At 72.2% G+C, this 18,028-nt stretch carries 18 protein-coding genes; 11 read left to right on the forward strand and 7 right to left on the reverse strand.

Features of this window, described 5'->3' with window-relative positions; all coding sequences use genetic code 11:
- Positions 1–20: 20 nt before the first annotated feature.
- From IEY87_RS14690 to IEY87_RS14700, 3 genes are read right to left on the reverse strand one after another with little or no spacing between them, the layout of a single operon-like run.
- The gene (locus tag IEY87_RS14690) at positions 21–938 is read right to left on the reverse strand and encodes a hypothetical protein (RefSeq protein WP_225277330.1); all 918 of its coding nucleotides are present in this window, start codon (positions 936–938) and stop codon (positions 21–23) included.
- Between the two features lie 33 nt (positions 939–971).
- Positions 972–1,862, reverse strand: a complete 891-nt coding sequence (locus IEY87_RS14695; protein ID WP_225277329.1) for a hypothetical protein — start codon at positions 1,860–1,862, stop codon at positions 972–974.
- Positions 1,863–1,910: 48 nt separating this feature from the next.
- Positions 1,911–3,308, reverse strand: a complete 1,398-nt coding sequence (locus IEY87_RS14700) for a hypothetical protein (RefSeq protein ID WP_225277328.1) — start codon at positions 3,306–3,308, stop codon at positions 1,911–1,913.
- A gap of 151 nt (positions 3,309–3,459) precedes the next feature.
- Between IEY87_RS14700 and IEY87_RS14705 the strand changes: the two genes are divergently transcribed.
- Positions 3,460–4,116: a response regulator transcription factor gene (locus IEY87_RS14705; RefSeq protein ID WP_189139178.1), complete on the forward strand. Its 657-nt coding sequence runs from the start codon at positions 3,460–3,462 to the stop codon at positions 4,114–4,116.
- A complete protein-coding gene (locus tag IEY87_RS14710; protein WP_189139179.1) occupies positions 4,113–5,279 on the forward strand; it encodes a sensor histidine kinase in 1,167 nt (388 codons plus the stop codon). The genes IEY87_RS14705 and IEY87_RS14710 overlap by 4 nt, the downstream gene beginning before the upstream one ends.
- Here IEY87_RS14710 and IEY87_RS14715 read toward each other — a convergent pair.
- Positions 5,256–8,300, reverse strand: a complete 3,045-nt coding sequence (locus IEY87_RS14715) for an NACHT domain-containing protein (protein WP_189139180.1) — start codon at positions 8,298–8,300, stop codon at positions 5,256–5,258. The genes IEY87_RS14710 and IEY87_RS14715 overlap by 24 nt on opposite strands.
- A gap of 150 nt (positions 8,301–8,450) precedes the next feature.
- Here IEY87_RS14715 and IEY87_RS14720 point away from each other — a divergent pair, with 150 nt between their 5' ends.
- Together IEY87_RS14720 and IEY87_RS14725 are read left to right on the forward strand one after the other, a co-directional pair.
- Positions 8,451–9,089, forward strand: coding sequence for a nucleotidyltransferase domain-containing protein (locus tag IEY87_RS14720; RefSeq protein ID WP_189139181.1), 639 nt, complete (start codon positions 8,451–8,453; stop codon positions 9,087–9,089).
- Positions 9,086–9,874, forward strand: coding sequence for a nucleotidyltransferase domain-containing protein (locus tag IEY87_RS14725; protein ID WP_189139182.1), 789 nt, complete (start codon positions 9,086–9,088; stop codon positions 9,872–9,874). The genes IEY87_RS14720 and IEY87_RS14725 overlap by 4 nt, the downstream gene beginning before the upstream one ends.
- Here IEY87_RS14725 and IEY87_RS14730 read toward each other — a convergent pair.
- Positions 9,826–10,752 carry a GNAT family N-acetyltransferase gene (locus IEY87_RS14730; protein ID WP_189139183.1) on the reverse strand — a complete coding sequence of 309 codons (927 nt, stop codon included), beginning with the start codon at positions 10,750–10,752 and terminating at the stop codon, positions 9,826–9,828. The two genes, IEY87_RS14725 and IEY87_RS14730, sit on opposite strands and share 49 nt — an antisense overlap.
- A gap of 139 nt (positions 10,753–10,891) precedes the next feature.
- Between IEY87_RS14730 and IEY87_RS14735 the strand changes: the two genes are divergently transcribed.
- Together IEY87_RS14735 and IEY87_RS14740 are read left to right on the forward strand one after the other, a co-directional pair.
- Complete coding sequence (locus IEY87_RS14735) at positions 10,892–11,872, forward strand: hypothetical protein (protein ID WP_189139184.1); 981 nt, start codon at positions 10,892–10,894, stop codon at positions 11,870–11,872.
- Between the two features lie 26 nt (positions 11,873–11,898).
- A complete protein-coding gene (locus tag IEY87_RS14740) occupies positions 11,899–12,423 on the forward strand; it encodes a hypothetical protein (protein WP_189139185.1) in 525 nt (174 codons plus the stop codon).
- Positions 12,424–12,506: 83 nt separating this feature from the next.
- Here the strand turns inward: IEY87_RS14740 and IEY87_RS14745 are convergent, their stop codons facing one another.
- A complete protein-coding gene (locus IEY87_RS14745) occupies positions 12,507–13,301 on the reverse strand; it encodes a class I SAM-dependent methyltransferase (RefSeq protein ID WP_189139186.1) in 795 nt (264 codons plus the stop codon).
- A 143-nt stretch (positions 13,302–13,444) separates the two neighbouring features.
- Between IEY87_RS14745 and IEY87_RS14750 the strand changes: the two genes are divergently transcribed.
- From IEY87_RS14750 to IEY87_RS14760, 3 genes are read left to right on the forward strand one after another with little or no spacing between them, the layout of a single operon-like run.
- Positions 13,445–13,861, forward strand: a complete 417-nt coding sequence (locus tag IEY87_RS14750) for a CBS domain-containing protein (protein ID WP_189139187.1) — start codon at positions 13,445–13,447, stop codon at positions 13,859–13,861.
- Between the two features lie 9 nt (positions 13,862–13,870).
- Entirely contained in the window at positions 13,871–14,218 is a 348-nt protein-coding gene (locus IEY87_RS14755; RefSeq protein ID WP_189139188.1) for an MmcQ/YjbR family DNA-binding protein, read from the forward strand.
- Between the two features lie 39 nt (positions 14,219–14,257).
- Complete coding sequence (locus tag IEY87_RS14760) at positions 14,258–14,944, forward strand: B3/B4 domain-containing protein (protein ID WP_189139189.1); 687 nt, start codon at positions 14,258–14,260, stop codon at positions 14,942–14,944.
- Positions 14,945–14,971: 27 nt separating this feature from the next.
- Here the strand turns inward: IEY87_RS14760 and IEY87_RS14765 are convergent, their stop codons facing one another.
- The gene (locus tag IEY87_RS14765; protein WP_189139190.1) at positions 14,972–15,940 is read right to left on the reverse strand and encodes a D-alanyl-D-alanine carboxypeptidase family protein; all 969 of its coding nucleotides are present in this window, start codon (positions 15,938–15,940) and stop codon (positions 14,972–14,974) included.
- A gap of 87 nt (positions 15,941–16,027) precedes the next feature.
- On the opposite strand from IEY87_RS14765, the gene IEY87_RS14770 reads away from it, so the two are divergent.
- Positions 16,028–16,789: a DeoR/GlpR family DNA-binding transcription regulator gene (locus tag IEY87_RS14770; RefSeq protein WP_189139191.1), complete on the forward strand. Its 762-nt coding sequence runs from the start codon at positions 16,028–16,030 to the stop codon at positions 16,787–16,789.
- A gap of 145 nt (positions 16,790–16,934) precedes the next feature.
- Positions 16,935–17,993, forward strand: a complete 1,059-nt coding sequence (gene pfkB / locus IEY87_RS14775) for a 1-phosphofructokinase (protein WP_189139192.1) — start codon at positions 16,935–16,937, stop codon at positions 17,991–17,993.
- Positions 17,994–18,028 lie beyond the last annotated feature (35 nt).

The raw sequence follows: 18,028 nt of genomic DNA on the forward strand, positions 1-18,028 counted from the left end.
AAATCGGTGTTCGGGGGTCATCAATCGTCTCCCCCGCGTAAATGGCGAAATGCCTCCTGGGCGGAGCTGACGCTGTCGCGCAGGGCCTCCTCAAGACGGTCGGCGTCCTCGGTCAGCCGGCTCAGCTCGGGCATGGCCGAGTCGTCGGCGCCGGATTCGGCCAGCAGTTCCTCATAGCGGGGCAGGTTGGCGCTGAGCCGGTCGATCTGGCGCCTGGCGCGGTAGGCGCGCTCGGCCTCGGCCACGTGGCCGGCGTAGCGCTCCAGCGCCTCGACGCGCGTGAGCACCGCCCGCTCGCTGCCGTCGAGCACCTGGGCCAGCGGTTCGGTGACGGCCGCGACCTCCGGGGTGATGCCCTCGGCGACCACCTCGTCGTGCTCGGCCCGCAGCCGTGACAGCTTGGCCAGCAGCCGGGCGATCTCCCACTCCTGCGCGGGCAGCATCACCGCGTTGCGCACGCCGTCGAGCAGTCCTTCGGCGTGGACATGGGAGCCCATGATGGCGTCGATGGCCGTCTGGGCGCGGGACAGGAGCGCGCGGGCGCTGTCGTCCAGGTCCTCGTGCAGCACGAACCTGCCGTCGTAGCGGCGGGCGCTCTCGTAGACGTGGTGCTCGACCACGTGCCGTCGCTCGGCTTCGGCGTCCGGCCGGGGCTTGGCCACCATGCCGATGACCAGCAGCGCGGCGAGGGTCATGATGACGACGAACGGCGTGTAGAGGCCGGCCAGGAAGAAGTCGAGCCCCCACCCGATGGCCACCAGTGCCACCGCGCTGATCAGCATGTTGGTGACCAGGCCGTACGCGGGCGAACGGGGCCGGTGGGTGGGGATCCAGCCGGCCCGGATGCGTACCAGCACCTTGCGGTTGTCACGGAACAGCTCGGCGGCCTCGCCAGGCACCGTCGGCTCTACTACCACCTTCGCAGGGCGACCTGGCACATAACTGATCCTATGTGGGGATCTGTCCGAACGTCAGCCCTCCAGGTAGCGGAACGCCTCGTGCGCGGAGCTCACACTGCGCCGCAGCGTACGTTCGACGTCGTCGGCGTCCTGGGCGAGCCGTTCGATCTCGGGTACGGCCAGCGCGTCGGCGCCCGACTCGGCCAGGAGTTCCTCGTAGTGGGGCAACCGGGCGCGCAGCGCCTCGATCTGGCCGCGGGCGTGGTAGGCGCGCTCGGCCTCGGCCACGTGGCCGGCGTAGCGTTCCAGCGCCTCGACCCGCGCGACCACGGCGGCCTCGCTGACGTCGAGGGCGTTCTGCAGCGGCCGGACCACGGCCGCGACCTCCGGCGCGATCCCCCGGTCGATGAGGTCGCGGTGCTCGGCGCGCAGCATCGAGAGCTTGGCCAGCAGCCGGGCGATCTCCCACTCCTGCTCCGGCAGCATCACCGCGTTGCGCGCGTCGTCGAGCAGGCCCTCGGCGTTGACATGGGAGCGCAGCACGGTGCCGATGGCCCGCTGCGCCCTGCGGAGCACCTGCCCGGCCTGCTCGTCGAAGTCCTCGGGCAGGAAGTAGCGGCCGTCGTGACGCCGGGCGTGCTCGTAGACGTCCCGCTCGTGCGGGCGGTGGTTCACCGGCACCTCGTTGATACTGGCGATCTTGATGAGCACGACGAAGACGAACGTCCCCAGCAGGACGAAGCCGACCGGCGCCATGGCGGTCTCCAGCAGCACGGCCATCAACGCGATGATCACCGGGGTGATGGCGAGCAGGATGACGCTGGACGGGCTCCTGCGCGGCCGCTCGGCCGGCGCCCCGGCAGGGGGCACCCAGCCGGATCTGATTCTGGACAGCAGCGGGGCGTTGGCACGCAGTAACCCGGCGATCTCCGGCGAGACTCCCGGCTCGACCACCACACCCACGCTCTGTCCTGGCACCCTGGCGCCCCCAACGCTCGTGATGACGGGATACTACGAGACATTTCGCCTAAGTGGCAGGCTCGCGAAGGACAGGTCAGGAAACCGCCGTCGCGGTAGGGCGGGTACGGCGAGTGCGGCAGCGAGGCAGGCCATCGGGATGGCGGGCAGCACGTACCGGTGGTCGAAGTCGATCGCGGCCACCGGCGCGACGAGCAGGAACATGGCGAACCCCCATGGCAGCAGCGCGGGGCGGCGGCGGCCGACCGAGCCGGCCGCCCCGACGAGCAGCAACACCCCGAACAGCGTCCCGTGCAGGAACCATGGGTAGGGGTAGGCGGCCAGGACGGACCCGTACGGCTCGACGGAGCTCATGCCGCGGATGGCCGGGTCGTACTCGGCGCGCACCTTGTGGATCAGGGCGTGCTCCTCCGGCAGCCCCCAGGAGCCGTACGGGAAGCTGGCGGTGGGCGTCACCCGCCGGGGGTGCCGCACCGGCTCCCAGGTGAAGGCGAGCGAGGTGTCCCGGGCCACCTCGCGCAGGTAGTCGAGCGGCTGGGCGGCGATGGCCTTCAGCGCGAACGACCTGGCCAGGTCGTTGTGCAGGAAGCGGTCGCCGGGCAACTGGTTGAGCGAGGCGCCGGGCGCCCAGACGTACTCGGAGGCGGCGTCCACCGTCGTGCCGTTCGGGCAGAGTTTCGCCTCTTCGGGCGGCGGCTGGATGATCCGGCAGTCGGCGAAGGTCATGGTGCGTGCCCAGAGCGCGACGCCGTCGGAGCCGCTGAGCGCGAACCGGCCGTGGTGCTGGGCGTACCAGCCGGCGTAGGCGAGCAGTGGCAGCGCGCCGGCCAGCAGCAGGGCGGTGGTCCGCCGCCACGGCGTCCGTCTCAGCAGCAGGTAGAGCGCGGCCAGGCCGAGCAGGGGCACGGCGGCCGTGCGGGTCATCCCGGCCAGGGCGATCAGCAGCCCCGCCGCTACAGCGGCGCGCGCCGTCACCTGCTCGTGCCACATCAGCACCAGCAGTGCCGCCACGAGCAGGGCGATCACCTGCAGGTCCGACAGGATCGAGTGCTCCAGCCGGATGAACGACGGGTCGAACAGCACGGGCAGCGTCGCGAGCGCCGCACCCCAGCCGGGCAGCCCTCTGCGGCGCAGCAACGCGTACATCATGACCGCGACGCCGAGCCCGATCACATGCTGTACGCCCGCGATCAGGTACACGCTGTGGAAGGGGCGCATCAGCCACAGGAACCAGGCGTACCCAGCGGGGTGGAAGGCCCCTCCCGGCCGCATGTGCACGGCCGTGTCCAGGTAGGTGAAGGAGTCGTACCAGTAGACCTGCGCGGTGTCGTACCCCAGCATGACCAGCACGCGCAGCGCGGCGGCGAGCGCGAGCGCGGCGCCGAACAGGCGGTGCCCGGCCGGCCCCCTGAGGATGAGAATGGACGCCATGGATCCGCCTCGGAACGGGCCGGGGGGATCCCGGCCGGAGGCAAGGCAGTCCAGCGGCCGGGCGCTAACGCCCGTGTCACCGAAGCTGGTTATGCCCGCGTTATTCCCCTACCGTCACACTGATCGTCACTTATTGATCTTTGGGGGCATCGTGCGTGTTTTGATCGCCGAGGACGAGCGGATGCTCGCCGACTCGATCGCGGAGGGCCTGCGGCATGAGGCGCTCGCCGTCGACGTCGCCTACGACGGGGAGGCGGCGCTCGAACGGCTCGGCGTGCACGACTACGACGTGCTGGTTCTCGACCGGGACCTGCCGCTGCTGCACGGCGACGAGGTGTGCCGGACGGTGGTGGACCGGGGCTGGCTGGTCCGGGTGCTCATGCTGACCGCCGCCGGTGACGTGCGGGCGCGGGTGGCGGGGCTGTCGCTCGGGGCCGACGACTACCTGCCGAAGCCGTTCGCGTTCGAGGAGCTGGTGGCCCGGGTGCACGCGCTCGGGCGCAGGGCCAGGCGGGCGGACCCGCCCATGCTGGAGCGGGCCGGCGTGCGGCTCGACTGGGCGCACCGGCAGGTCTTCCGGGATGGGCGGTACGTGCCGCTCGCGCGTAAGGAGTTCGGGGTGCTGGCGGAGCTGCTGCGCGCGCAGGGGGCGGTCGTCTCGGCCGAGGAGCTGCTGGAGAAGGTGTGGGACGAGCACATCGACCCGTTCACCAACACGGTGCGGACCACGATGACCAAGCTGCGCAAGAAGCTCGGCCCGCCGCAGGTCATCGAGACCCTGCCGGGCGCGGGATACCGCATCCCATGAGCATCCGCCTGCGTTTCGCCGTGGCCTGCGCCGGGGTGGTCCTGGTGCTGGGCGGCCTGGCCCTGACGGGCGTCTACCTCGTGGTTCAGCAGAGTCTCGCGTACCGCACGGGCCTGATCACCCCGCGCTACATCGTCGTGGACGGCTACCGGGGCTTCGAACGGTTCGACGACATCTACGAGGTCGCCCGGGAACGGGTGATGCAGGTGCGCGCCGTCTACGAGCGCGACACGCTGGCCAACGTGCGCACCGTCGGAGCGCTCCTGCTGCTCGCCGCGACGGGCGGCGGGTTCGCCCTGGGCTGGCGGGCCGCCGGCTGGGTGCTGCGGCCGGTCGCGGCCGTCACCGAGACCGCGCGGCGGGTCGCGCAGAGCCACGACCTGACCGAGCGGATCGGCTATGAGGGGCCCAAGGACGAGCTGCGGGAGTTGACCGGCGTCTTCGACACCATGCTCGGCCGCCTCGCCCGCTCCTTCGACGGGCAGCGGCGTTTCGTCGCCAACGCCTCGCACGAACTGCGCACACCGCTGACGATCAACCGGACGCTGGTGGACGTGGCGGTGCGGCGGCCGGACGCGACCGACGACGTCAAACGGCTCGGCGAGTCGCTGCTGCTGGTCAACGCACGGCACGAGCGGCTCATCGACGGGCTGCTCGCGCTGACCGAGGGCGAGCAGACGGTGCTGGACCGGCGCCCGTTCGATCTGACCGACGTGGCCGAGCACGTGCTGGACCAGGCGACCGAGGAGGCGGCGGAGCACGAGGTGGTGATCCACCGACTGCTGGACGCCGCGCCGACCGTCGGGGAGGCGGTGCTGGTGGAGCGGCTGGTGCAGAATCTGGTGGAGAACGCGATCCGGCACAACCACCCCAAGGGCGAGTTGTGGGTGACGACCCGGCAACGCAGTGAGCAGGTGGAGCTGGTCGTGGCCAACACCGGGCTGCAGGTTCCGTCGTACGAGATCGAGACGATTTTCGAGCCGTTCCGGCGGCTGCACGGCGACCGGCTCCACTCCGACCGGGGCAGCGGTCTCGGCCTGTCGATCGTTCGGGTGATCGCCGAAGCGCACGGCGGCACGGTGATCGCCAGGCCGCGGGAGGAGGGCGGGCTGACCATCACGGTCGAACTGCCCGTCTCTCTAGGGGCTGTGGATCTTGCGTAGGACATCCTCAGGGATGCCTGCCTTGACCAGGCTTTCCCAGCTTTCGAAGCGTTCGGCGATCATCGACTCCACGAGAGGGCGGAGCAGCGCGTGGTCGGTGCCGCCGTGCAGGAGGTCGCTGAGGATACGGCCGCGGTCGGCGAAGGGCAGTGCGGTGCCGTCCAGGGTGACCGCGTGCGCGATGAGGCCCAGCAGCCGGCCGTTGGCGGGGGCGCCGGGCGCGGTGACGGCGGCGATCGTGTCCAGGTAGAGGGCGACGCGCTCGCCGGCGGCGCCGGGCTCGCGGGTAAGGAGCTCGTGGACGAGGCGGGCGCCGCTGGCCACCTCGCCGGACGGGCGCAGGACGAGAGGGAGATCCGCCTCGTCCGCCAGCAGGTCGGCGAGCAGGTCGGTGTCGATGTTGAGCAGGTAGGGGCGTTCGGCCAGCGCCCTGGTGCGGTGGCGCAGCAGCGTGGCCTGGCGGCGCGGCCGATGGTCGAACCACCAGCTCAGGCCGGTCGGCTCGGGAGCTTGCCCGGCTCCGCCCAGCAGGATGTCCCGTTCGCCGCCCGTTGACACCCGGTGCGCGGGCAGGGCGGCGAGCAGGCCGGCCCAGCCGTCGTCGCCGAGCTGGCTGCGCCACAGGTGCGCGAAGGAGGTCCAGCGGGCCAGGGGGTCGGGGTCGCGCAGCAGCTCTGAGACGCGTACCGGCTCGGTGGCGGCGGCGACGCGGAGCAGGGTGAGGTTCGCCGAGTAGGCGGCCAGCCGGCGCGTCACCGGGTGGTGGACCGGCTCGAAGCCGGTGAAGGAGCGCCGCCGCCGCTCGTGCAGCGACTCGCGCAGCAGCGTGCTGAGCAGCTCGCCGGCCCGGGCGCGCAGCTCGGCGGGCAGGGCGGCCATGAGTTCGACGGCGAAGCCGACCGTCGGCCCCCGCTCGGCCAGGCAGGAGAACGAGATCACCGCGTGGAGAAGGTCGTCGTCGAGGTCCTGGGCGGGGGCGGCGGCCAGCTCACTCTCGATCAGGTCGTGCCTTCTGACGAGCTCGCGCACCGCGTGCACGGCCAGCCAGCCGACGAGGAACTCGGCGAAGGTGACGTGCAGGAACTCGTAGCAGCGCACCCGGTCGGCGGGCGGTCCGGTCTCGGTTCTGTGCACGAAGAAGAAGCGCCGGGTGGCTCGCCGCGCCCAGCCGTCGGCGTCGCCGTGCGCCTGCCCGCACAGGGCGGCCAGGTCCCGGTCGAGCGCCGCCTCGGTGGCGACCGCCCGGCCGCGCGCGAACATCGACAGCGCCACCACCCCGAGCTGCACCAGCTCCCGGTCCACCAGCGCGCGCAGGCGGGCGGGCGACAGGTCCGCGGCGGCGGCGTCCTTGGCCACCTCGCGCTGGGCGAAGTCCCTGATGAGCGACTCGTAGAGCTGGGCGCGGCCGATGGGCGGCCCGTCGCGCCGTACCGTGTTGCCGGTGGCGTCGTAGAGCGCCAGCAGGAGCAGGAGCAGCGGCTGGGTGGCGAGCTCGCCCTGGGCGAGCGCCACCTCGGCGGTCAGCGGGGTGCGGTCGTGCCTGGCCAGGACGGCGCGGTTGGTCTGGTCCCAGATGTCCAGCCAGCGCCGCACCTGGTCCTCCTCGAACGGCCGCAGCTGCAGGGCGAGCACGCCTTCGGGGAACCTGACCTGGTCGGCCACGACGGTGCGGCCGGTGACGATCACGGCGACGGGCCGTCCCGCACGATACTGCCCGAGCTGGAACTCCTGGATCTGCTCCAGGTAGTCGTACCTGCTGGCGTGCGCGGCCTGGATCAGCTCGTCGAACCCGTCGAGCATGATCACGGGCAGCGCCCCGTCCCCCGTGCCCACCAGGTCCTCCAGGCGCGCCTCCTCGCCGAGCACGTTGCGCAGGCCCTGGTCGATCTGGGACGGGACGGCGGAGTCGGCCGCCACGTCGCCGAGCTCGACCCTGATCGGCAGGAACTCCGAGCCGGCCAGTCGCGCGGCGAGCACCTCGGTCAGCTTGGTCTTGCCCGAGCCGGGCTCGCCGAGCAGGACGAGGGGCGCCTGGGTGGCGGACAGGGAGGTGAGGTGCCCGACCAGGAACGCCTCGGCGTCGGGGAGTTCGCGCCGGCCCTCCCACCAGCTCTTGGCGGCGGGCGTGGCCTCGCGCGTCATCTCCGCGACCCGACAGCGAGGGCTGATGTAGCCCTCGCCGAGCAGCGGCAGCGTGACGTCCTCGGGCGCCGTGCCACCGGCCATGACCGGCAGGTCCAGGGCGGTGGCGGCCAGCCGTACCAGGTGGATCATCGGGCGGTCGCCGACTCGGGGCGGGGCCAGCTCGGCCAGCAGCCGCGCCACTCTGGACAGGCCGGTGCCCAGCGGCTGCGGCTCGGTGACCAGGCTCCACATGCCGAATTCGGGGCTGTCCGCGCTGAGCAGCCGGTAGTCCTCGTCGTAGATCCGTAACGCCTGGGTGGCCGGTCCGTCGTCCAGCAGGATGGGCAGGCGGGTGCGGTCGCCGGCCGACAGTTCTCCCCATACCGGGAGCCCTCGGGTGTAGGTGGTCAGGGCCTGCGACATCCGCTCATAGACCTGCCGTACGGCCTGCCTGGTCTCGGCGTAGGGCCGGTGCGGCTCCGGCATCGGCAGCGGCGCCAGCAGCAGGCTCTCCACCAGGGCCGCGAACTTCTCCGCCGGTTCGCTGCCGGGATGACGGACGTGGTCGAGCCGGTCCAGCTCGACGGGCAGCCTGGCCTCACCGAGCGCCTCGAAGTACGCCGACACGACGAGCACGGCGTGCGTCGCGGCCAGCCGCCGGGTGCGGGTGAACCGGTTGCCGCCCCTCCCCCGCCGGCCGCTGCGCCGTACCACGTCCTCGGTGTAGCCGACGATGTCGCCGCGCAGGTCGAGCAGGCCCGTCGCGGGCCGCGCGACGCCGGCCCTGGCCCAGCCGGTCCGTGCCACGGTCGCGGCGAAGTCGGTGAGCTCGACCAGCCTGCTCCGCTCGCAGCCGAGAACGGCGAGCGCGTCGGCATAGCACAGGATGTCCGTCATAGGCGTCTCCTGGGGGTACGTGAGGGTCCCATCATGACGCCGTTCCCGCCGTTTTTGGAGCGTTCTCGGCTAGTACGGGTGATCAGGCAGGTTGGCACTGGTTCCGTTAGGGTTTGGCGCTGGAGATCACGACCCGGGAGGTGAACGATCATGGTGGACGATCTGATCCTCTCGGCTGTGGTGGGGTCGCGCGCCTACGGGCTCGACACGGCGGACTCCGACACCGACCGGCGGGGCGTGTTCGTGGCGCCGACCGAGGACTTCTGGCGCCTGGACAAACCGGTCACACACCGGGACGGGCCGCTGCCCGAGCAGTTCTCGTGGGAGGTCGAGCGGTTCTGCCGGCTGGCCCTGGAGGCGAACCCGACGGTGCTGGAGTGTCTGTGGTCGCCGATCGTGGAGGTGTGCACCCCGGAAGGGCAGCGGCTGCGGGACCTGCGGGGCGCGTTCCTGTCGCGGCGCGCCCACCGGACGTTCACCGGGTACGCCGACGCGCAGTTCCGCCGGCTGGACCCGGCCGCGCCGAAGTGGAAGCAGGCCATGCACCTGATCAGGCTGCTGCTCAGCGGCCTGCACCTGGTCCGCCACGGCGACCCGCTGCTCCAGGTGGGCCCGTACCGCGACCGCCTGCTGGCCGTCCGGCGGGGTGAGGTGCCGTGGGAGCGGGTGACCGCCTGGCGGGCCGAGCTGACCGCCGAGCTGGCCGGCGCGCGATCCGTACTGCCCGAGCAGCCGGACCGCCGCGCGGTGGAGGAGTTTCTCATCGACGTGCGCAGGGAGCATCTGTGAGACTGCCCGACTGGCTGCCGGAGATCCCCGGCGAGCAGCCGCATCCGCTCGCCTTCGCGACGGTGAGCGGCGCCCACCTGTACGGCTTCCCCTCCGCCGACTCCGACGTGGACCTGCGCGGCGTGCACGTGCTGCCGGTCGAGCAGGTCGTCGGCCTGACCGTCGGCCCGCAGACGCTCGACCGGACCTGGACCCGTGACGGGGTGGAGGTGGACCTCGTCACGCACGACCTGGCCAAGTTCTGCCGGCTGCTGCTGAACCGTAACGGCTATGTCCTGGAGCAGCTGCTGTCGCCGCTGGTCGTGACGTCGTCGCCCGCGCACGAGGAGTTGGCGGCGCTGGCACCCCGATGCCTGACCCGGCACCACGCCCACCACTATCTGGGGTTCGCGCGCACCCAGTGGCGCCTGTACGAGCGGACCGGTGAGCTCAAGCCGCTGCTCTACACCTTCCGGGTGCTGGCCACCGGCATCCACCTGATGCGGACCGGCGCGCTCGAAGCCGATCTGACGCGGCTGTACGCGTACGGTCCCGGGTATCTGCCGGAGCTGGTGGCCGCCAAGCGGGAGGCCGAGCACGGCGCCGCGCCGCCGATCCCCCAGGCGGCCGGGGACGTGGCGCGGCTGACGGCGGAGCTGGAGGCGGCGCGGGACGCCTCGTCGCTTCCCGAGGCGGGCGGCGCCCACCAGGCCGTGCACGAGCTGGTCGTACGGACGCGCCTGGCGGGCGCCGGGATTCAGGTGGGATCGGCCGACAGCACCAGCCGCACCGCGAACACCCGGTAGCCGGCGCGTTCGAACGCCCTGGCCATCGGGAGGTTGGTGGCGTCGGTGTCGGCGGCGATCCGCTGCGCGCCCAGCTCGGCGTGGCAGCGGGTGATCTCGCCGAGCAGGTCGTCGACGTAGCCGTGGCCGCGCTGTTCGGGCAGCACGCCCAGGTAGCCGACGACGGGCCCGGCGTTGTTGGCCGACGGCATGGCGAAGCCCGCCAGGTCGCCGTCCGGGGTGTGGGCCAGCCGCCACCAGGACCTGTCGCCCGGCATGCTCAGGTAGTCGGCGAGGTCCTCGCGGGCCTGCGCCTCGGCGTCCTTGGTGACCAGGGCCTGGCGGGTGTGGTGGTCGAGGCTGCCTTCGGCGACCCGGCGGAACACCTCGACGAACGCCTCGTCGTCGGGCTCCGCCCTGAACGTCAGCCTGCCCGACGGCTCGGGCACCGGGACGTCCGGCGTCCAGGCGTACCGCAGGCGTTCGAGCTCGTCGGTCAGCCCGGCGCGGCGGCCCGCCTCCCACCGCCAGCCGACGGCGGCGACGACCGTGGGGAGGTCGCGCCAGCCGGCCGGCACGAACACGTGGTAGGCGGGGGCGTCGCCGAAGGCGTCGTGGGCGTGCCGCAGCAGCTCGGCGGCCAGCGCCACCCGGTCCTCGACCGAGGGGTGCACGTACAGGCAGTCGAGGGCGAGCGGCCGGTCGCCGGGAAAGCCCCACCAGACGGCGCGGGCGAGGATCTCACCGTCCTGCTCGGCGATCCAGACGCGCTCGTGGCGGTAGTGGCCGTCGGCCAGGAAGGAGCGCAACCGGTCAGGGCCGGCCCAGCTGATGGGTTCGTCGACGGTGCAGTGGAGCAGGCGGTCGAGGTCAGCCTCGACCGTGGAGCGGAACAGCACGATTCCTCCAGAAGAACGCGGGACGCGTCCATGGACCACGGGACATCTCAGCGCCTCCTTTCCATCGACTTTTCGGGCTACTTTCTGGTGCTGCGCTGACTTTAACCCAATGTGACGGGAGTTCCGACAGGATAAGAGCGTGGGCACCTACAACGACATGCTTCCCCTCCAGCCGCCGCTCCGGCTTCCGCCGGACGACGAACTGGCCGACGCCGTCCGCGTCAGCCCGCTCGCGGCCGAGATCATGCGCCGGGAAGAGGCGGGCGATCCCCGGGCGAACGCCGAGATGGCCGCCGCGCTGCGCGACGGACCGGCCGAGCTGACGCTGCGGACCTGGTCGGAGGTCTGCCGTGCGCTGCTCGCCCCCGAGGAGGCGCTGCTGCTGGAGGTGGTCCGGCTGTTCCTCGGCAGCGACCCCGCCGAGGGCGACTCCCCCGACGTGCTCGCCAGCCTCGGCCTGGTGCGGGTCAAGGGGCCGTACGAGCTGACGCCGCTCGGCCTGTGGATCGGCAGGCAGGTGCTCGCGGAGGCGGCGGGGCAGGAGGTGCCCGTCATGGGCTCCCTGGCGGGCCAGGATGCCGCCGCGCTGCTGCACGGTCTGCGCTCCTACCCGCAGGCCGAGCGGGACGAGGAGCTGGCGGGCTGGCTGGAGGGCCGGGAGCCCACGCAGGCGGCGGCCGAGATCGCGGTCGCGCTCGGCAAGGCGAGCCCGCTGGGCCGGGCGGTCGGGGTGGAGCTGCTGGCCACCCGGTTGGGCGAGGACGGCCGCAAAGCGCTCGACGGGCTGCTGGACGAGCCCAGGGTGGGCGCGGTGATCTCCGCCCGGCTGGAGCGCGAGGGCCACGACCCGGCGCCGACGGACCTCGCCTGGGTGCTGGTGGACATGGCGGCGGCGCTGCTGGAGTTCGGCAGTGACACCAGCGAGATCATCGAGTCGCTGGCCGCCGGCAAGGACGCCGACGAGCAGGCACGCACCGTCGCGCTGCTCGCGCTGGGCGACCATCCCGGCACGGAGCTGGTGCTGCGGGTGTTCATCGAGCACCATCCGGACAGCCATGTCTCGGCCGCCGCCCGTAAGGCGCTGCGCCGCCTGCACGGCCTGGCCGACGCGCGCCGGTAGAGACGCGCGCCGGTAGAGTCGGCGCGATGACGAAGCACACGATCACCCGGCAGACCAGCACCATCCTCGGCGACGGCTACGGCTGTTCCTGCGGCACGCGGCTGGTGCACCGCATGGCCGCCGAGCTGCACGCGGCCGAGCAGCAGTTGTGCTCGGCCTGCCTCGGCACCGTCGAGGAGGAGGTGGCCCCCGGGGTGGCGCGCGAGTGCTCGGCCTGCGCCGGCACCGGCCGCCGCCGCGAGCAGCTGATCTGGCAGCTCGCGCACGCCGAGGCCGAGCAGGTGATCACGATGACCCTGGTGCGCGGCGTGGTGGCGGACTTCGACGGGCCGTTCCACCTGTCGGAGATCGCCGACACGGTCAGGGACGGGCTCGGCCTGCCCGGCGGGCGGCTGCCGGTCGGGCCCCGGGTGCGCGACCTGCTGCTGGAGCTGCAGGCCAACGGTGAGATCGCGATGCTGTCGGCGCCGGACGAGCTGCTCGACGCCACCGCGAACGTGGTCCTCTACCGCGACCCGCAGTGGCAGCGCACCGGCACCCTGGGACTCTGACCGGCGAGGCTCGACACTCACGTGAGGGCTCCGGCTGGGCTCGGCGCACCGGCACTGAGGCTCTGACCGGCGGGGTCTGGCGGTCAGGTGCGGCAGAGGATCTCGCCGTGCAGGATCGACAGCCAGCCGTCGCCCGCCTCGGCCCACTCCAGCCATCCCCGTGAGATGCGCCGCAGGTCGTCCTCGGTGGCCGCGCCGGTGGCCAGGGCCTGCTCCGCCAGGGCGGAACCGAGGACGCGCTCCGCCCACATGCCGCCCCACCAGGCCCTGTCGTCGGGGCTGGCGAAGCACCAGGTGGATGAGGTGGCGGTGACCTCCTCGAACCCGGCCGCGCGGGCCCACGACAACAGCCGCCGCCCGGCGTCCGGCTCGCCGCCGTTGGCGCGCGCCAGCTTCTGGTAGAGCGTCATCCATTCCGCCAGCGCCGGCAGCGCCGGATACCAGGTGAAGGCGGTGTAGTCGCTGTCGCGCGCCGCCACGATCCCGCCCGGCTTCGTCACCCGCCGCATCTCCCGCAGCGCCTGTACGGGATCGCCGACGTGCTGCAGCACCTGGTGGGCGTGCACGACGTCGAAGGAGGCGTCGGGGAAGTCCAGGTGGTGCACGTCCGCGACGGCGAAGTCGACGTTGTCCAGGCCGCCGGCCTCGATCTCGGTGCGGGCGAGTGCCAGCGCCTGCTCGGTCACCTCGGACGCCGTGACCCGCGCCACCCGGCGGGCCAGGTCGGCGGTGATGGTGCCCGGCCCGCTGCCCACGTCGAGCAGGCTCATCTCCGGCCGGAGGTGCGGCAGCAGGTAGGCGGCCGAGTTGGCGGCGGTGCGCCACCGGTGCGAGCGCAGCACCGACGCGTGGTGACCATGGGTGTAGACGGCGTCCATCGAGACTCCCTCGGTTCGATCGATGCCTGAACGCTAACATCATCTCGCATTCTAAGAAATAATGTCTCATTATAAGAGACAGGTGAGTTATCGGCATATCGGGTAGCAGGTGGGCTCCAGCGCCAGCGACGAACGGAGTCCTCATGGCCAGGACCGTGGCAGATGTGATGACCACCCACCCCGCGGCCGTCGAGTGCGACCAGCCGGTGAAGGTAGCCGCCGCGCTCATGCGCGACAACGACACCGGCGCGATCATCGTCAACGAGAACGGCCGCATGCGGGGCATCGTGACCGACCGCGACATCGCGGTGCGGTGCGTCGCCGACGACAAGGGCCCCGACACGCCGGTAGGGGAGGCGTGCTCGACCAGCGTCGAGGCCATCGGCCCCGACACCAGCGTCGACCAGGCCGTGAAGCTGATGCGCAGCCACCATGTGCGCCGTCTCCCCGTCGTGGAGGACGGCCGCCCGGTGGGCATCGTCAGCTTGGGCGACCTGGTCATGGAGCGGGAGCCGGACTCCGCGCTCGCCGACATCTCCGCCGCGGAGGCCACCCGTTAGGGTGGCCTCGTGGTCACAGTCGAGGACGTACGGCGGCTCGCGGCGACCTTTCCGCGTTCGTCGGAGCACCTGATCCGCGACCGGGTCAAGTTCCGCGTGGGCGCCATCGTCTACCTGGCGTTCTCCCGCGACGAGACGCTGATGGGCTTCGCCTTCCCGAAGGAGGAACGGGCCGCGCTGGTCGCCGCCGAGCCGGAGACGTTCCTGCTCCCGCCGGAGTCCGACATGCGCTTCAACTGGGTGGTGGCGCGGATGGCCGTGCTGGACCCGGAGGAGATGCGCGAGCTGGTCGTGGAGGCCTGGCGGATGGTGGTGCCGAAGAAGGTTCACGCCGCCTACCTGGCCGGATCCCGCTAGGGTGAGCACGCATCGGAGCGGACGGCCAGGAGTGACCACATGTACTTCCAGCATTCCAGCGACATCTGGCGGGACTTCCCCGACCTGGCGGCCGGCGCGCTCCTGGCCGACGGCATCACCGGTGACGTGGACCCCGCCATCGCCGGTTACCACGCGACCGCGAAGTCCCGGCTGACCGGCGGGCCGGAGTCCGAGCTGCCGGAGATCCGGGCCTGGCGGCGGACCTTCTCCGCGATGGGCCTCAAACCCACCCAATACCGATGCGCTGCCGAGTCGCTGCTCCGGCGCTTCAAGAAAGACGGGACGCTGCCCCGGATCCATCCGCTGATCGATGTCTGCAACGCGATCTCGCTCGCGTTCGCGATCCCGGTGGCCGTGTTCGACCTGTCCCAGGTCACCGGGTTCCTGGAGGTCCGGCGCGCCTCAGGCGAGGAGGACTACCTCACCTTCGGCGGCGAGATCGAGCACCCGGAGGCCCACGAGGTGGTCTTCGCCGACGGCGCCGGGCGAGCGCACGCCCGGCGCTGGTCCAACCGGCAGAGCGGCCTGTCGGCCGTGCGCGACACGACGAACTCGGTCCTGATCGTCGCCGAGGCGCTGCACGCCACGGCGGCCGACGACGTCCGCGCGCTCATGTCCACACTCGCCGACGACCTGAAGACCCTCTGGTCCACCACCCCGAAGACCGCCCTGCTGACCCCGCACTCCCCGCGCCTGGAGTGGTGAAGCCCGAGCTGACGGGCGAGTGGTGGGTCAGGTGACGCTGCGGTAGAGGCCCTTGGCCAGGGTGGTGATCCGGCGTACTGAGCTGCTCCAGGTGCTGCCCGCGGGGTGCGTGGTGAGCAGCGCCATGACGTACCGCTCGTCCTTGCCCACCAGCCCGGTCGTATAGAGGACGGGCCGTCCGAGGTCGGGGACTCCCGTGCCGGCGGATCGCAGCGCGACCGTGGAGATCGACGCGCCCGAGGCGCGGGCGTCGCACTTGACCGGGGGCACGGTGCCGAACCCGGACCAGCCCTGCTTGACCGCGCGCGGGCCGGGCACGCCCTGGGGGATGCCGAAGGTCTGGTCGAAGCCGTCGCTGCCGCACGGGGTGGCCTTGCGCAGGTGGCCGAGGATGGTGTCGCGGACGCGCGGCTGCGCGGTGTCCAGCAGGTAGCGGTAGGTGCGGACGATGTCGTGGGCGCTCAGTGACGCGTAGCCCCAGAACCCCGGGTGGGTGGCGGGCGGCGGCGCGGTGTCGGACAGGCGCAGCTTGCGCGCCATCCTGGTGATGATCGCGCCCTTGCCGCCCCGGTTCCAGAACGCCGTCGCGGCGGCGTCGTCGCTCTCCCGGAGCATGACCCTGAGCAGCCGGGCGTCGGCGGCCGAGAGCGAGGCGCGTCTGTCCAGGAAGTCGATCGCGATCAGGATCTTGGTCACTGAGGCGGAGCGGAACTTGCGGTGCGCGTGCCGGGTCGCCACGAGTTTGCCGGCCCTGCGGTCGTAGACGAGCCACGAGGCCGTGGTGCCGGGTGGCACCTGGGGCGGCTTGGCCGTACGAGACGCACTGGCGTGGGGCGCGCTCGGTGCGAGCCCACTCGACGCGGGCGCGCCCCATGCGGGCGGGCTCGACGCGGGCGCGCCGGTCGTCGCGGACGCGGGAACCGCTGTGAGGCCCGCGATGCAGCCCGTTGCGAGGGGTACGGCTGCCGCCACGGCGGCCCACGGCTTCATTCGCATCGGACATACCTATCAGACTCTTGACGAACCAAAGAAACAGTACTAAACACAGAGAAAACCAAACGGAAACGGCGGTGAATCAACATCATGTACGCCGAGGAACGGCAGCAGGAGATCCTCCGCAGAGCGCGTGCAGCGGGCCGCGTGGACGTGGTGTCGCTGGCGGCCGAGCTCGACGTGACCACCGAGACCATCCGCCGTGATCTCACCGCGCTGGAGCGGGCGGGAGTGCTGCGCAGGGTGCACGGCGGCGCCATCCCCGTGGAGCGGCTCGGGTTCGAGCCCGCGCTGGCCACCCGCGACGAGGTGCTGACCGCCGAGAAGGAGCGCATCGCCAAGGCGGCGCTCGCCGAGTTGCCCGAGGACGGGTCCGTGATCATCGACGCGGGCACGACCACGGGCCGCCTGGTGGGGGTGCTGCCGGCCGACCGCGAGCTCACCGTGGTGGTGAACTCGCCGCCGCTGGCCACCGTGCTGGCCGCGCGCGCCAACCTCAACGTCATCATGCTGGGCGGCCGGGTCCGGGGCAGGACGCTGGCGACGGTGGACGACTGGGCGTTGCAACCGCTGGCGCAGCTTCACGTGGACGTGGCGTTCATCGCCACCAACGGCTGCTCGGCGGAGAAGGGGCTGACCACGCCCGACCCCGCCGAGGCGGCGATCAAGCGGGCGATGGTGCGTGCCGCCCAGCGCAGCGTGCTGCTCGCCGATCACACCAAGTTCACCAACACCTACCTGGCCCAGTTCGCGTCGCTGAGCGAGATCGACCTCGTGATCACCGACACCGGCCTGGACCTCACCCTCGCCGCCGACCTGTCGGCGGCCGGCCCGGAGGTGGTACGGGCATGACCCCCTTGACGACCTCGTACGACAGCCCGGGTGCAGGACGGGCATGGCCCCTCTCGACGACCTCGCACGACGGCCCGGGTGCAGGACGGGCATGGCCCCTCTCGACGACGATTGCGTACGGCGGCCGTACCGAAGGGTGGCGGTCGTGATCCTCACGCTGACGCTCAATCCGAGCCTGGACCGTACGATCGAGATCGCCTCGCTGACCAGGGGCGCCGTCATCCGTGCCGCGACCGCCCGGCTGGACCCCGGCGGCAAGGGCGTCAACGTCTCGCGGGCGCTGCTGGCCAACTCGGTCGTCTCACGGGCGGTCGTGCCGTTCGGCGGCGACGAGGGCAGGCAACTGGTGCACCTGCTCTGGCAGCAGGGCCTGGACATGGTGACCGTCCCGGTGGCGGGGCGGACCAGGTCCAACGTCACCCTGGCGGAGCCGGACGGTACCGTCACCAAGATCAACGAGCCGGGCACCGCGCTGTCCCCCGCCGAGCTCGACACCATCGCCGACACCGTGCTGGCCGAGGCGCACGAGGCCGACTGGGTGGTGGCCTCGGGCAGCCTGCCCCCCGAGGTCCCCGCCGACGTCTACGCCAGGCTCTGCCGGAGGTTCGCCGGCGCGGGCATCCACGTCGCGGTCGACACCAGCGGCCCGGCGCTGGCCAGCGCGCTCGACGCGGGCCCCGCCCTGGTCAAGCCCAACCTGGAGGAGCTCGCGGGGGTCACCGGCCGGCCGATCCTGTGCGTCGGCGACGTGGTGGAGGCAGCGGTCCAGCTCCGCGCCGCCGGCGCGCGCACCGTGCTGGCCAGCCTCGGCGCCGACGGCGCCGTCCTGGTCGAGGAGCAGGGCATCTGGTACGGCGAGGCCACGGTGACCGAGCCGCGCAGCTCGGTCGGCGCGGGGGACGCCATGCTGGCCGGGTTCCTCGCCGGGGGTGCGCGCGGCGAGGCGGCCCTGGTCGAGGCCCTCGCCTGGGGCGCGGCGGCGGTCCGCCTGCCCGGCAGCCGGATGCCGGGGCCGGGCGACATCAGACGCGACGGCGTGCGCACCGGCAGACCCGACCCGGCCCGGCTGCTCACCTCCGCCGTCTGGTCCGAAGCCGCCGACCCGAACCCCGCCGGCCCAAGCCTCACCGGCCCGGATCACCTTGGCCCGGCGGGGGCGGGCCTGGGCGAGCCGGGTCACCATCCTCCACCGGCGTCCCGCTGATCACAGGAGCGCCTGCTCACCCCCCTGAAGGAGCA

Source organism: Nonomuraea glycinis, from assembly GCF_014646515.1.
Taxonomy (GTDB): Bacteria; Actinomycetota; Actinomycetes; order Streptosporangiales; family Streptosporangiaceae; genus Nonomuraea; species Nonomuraea glycinis.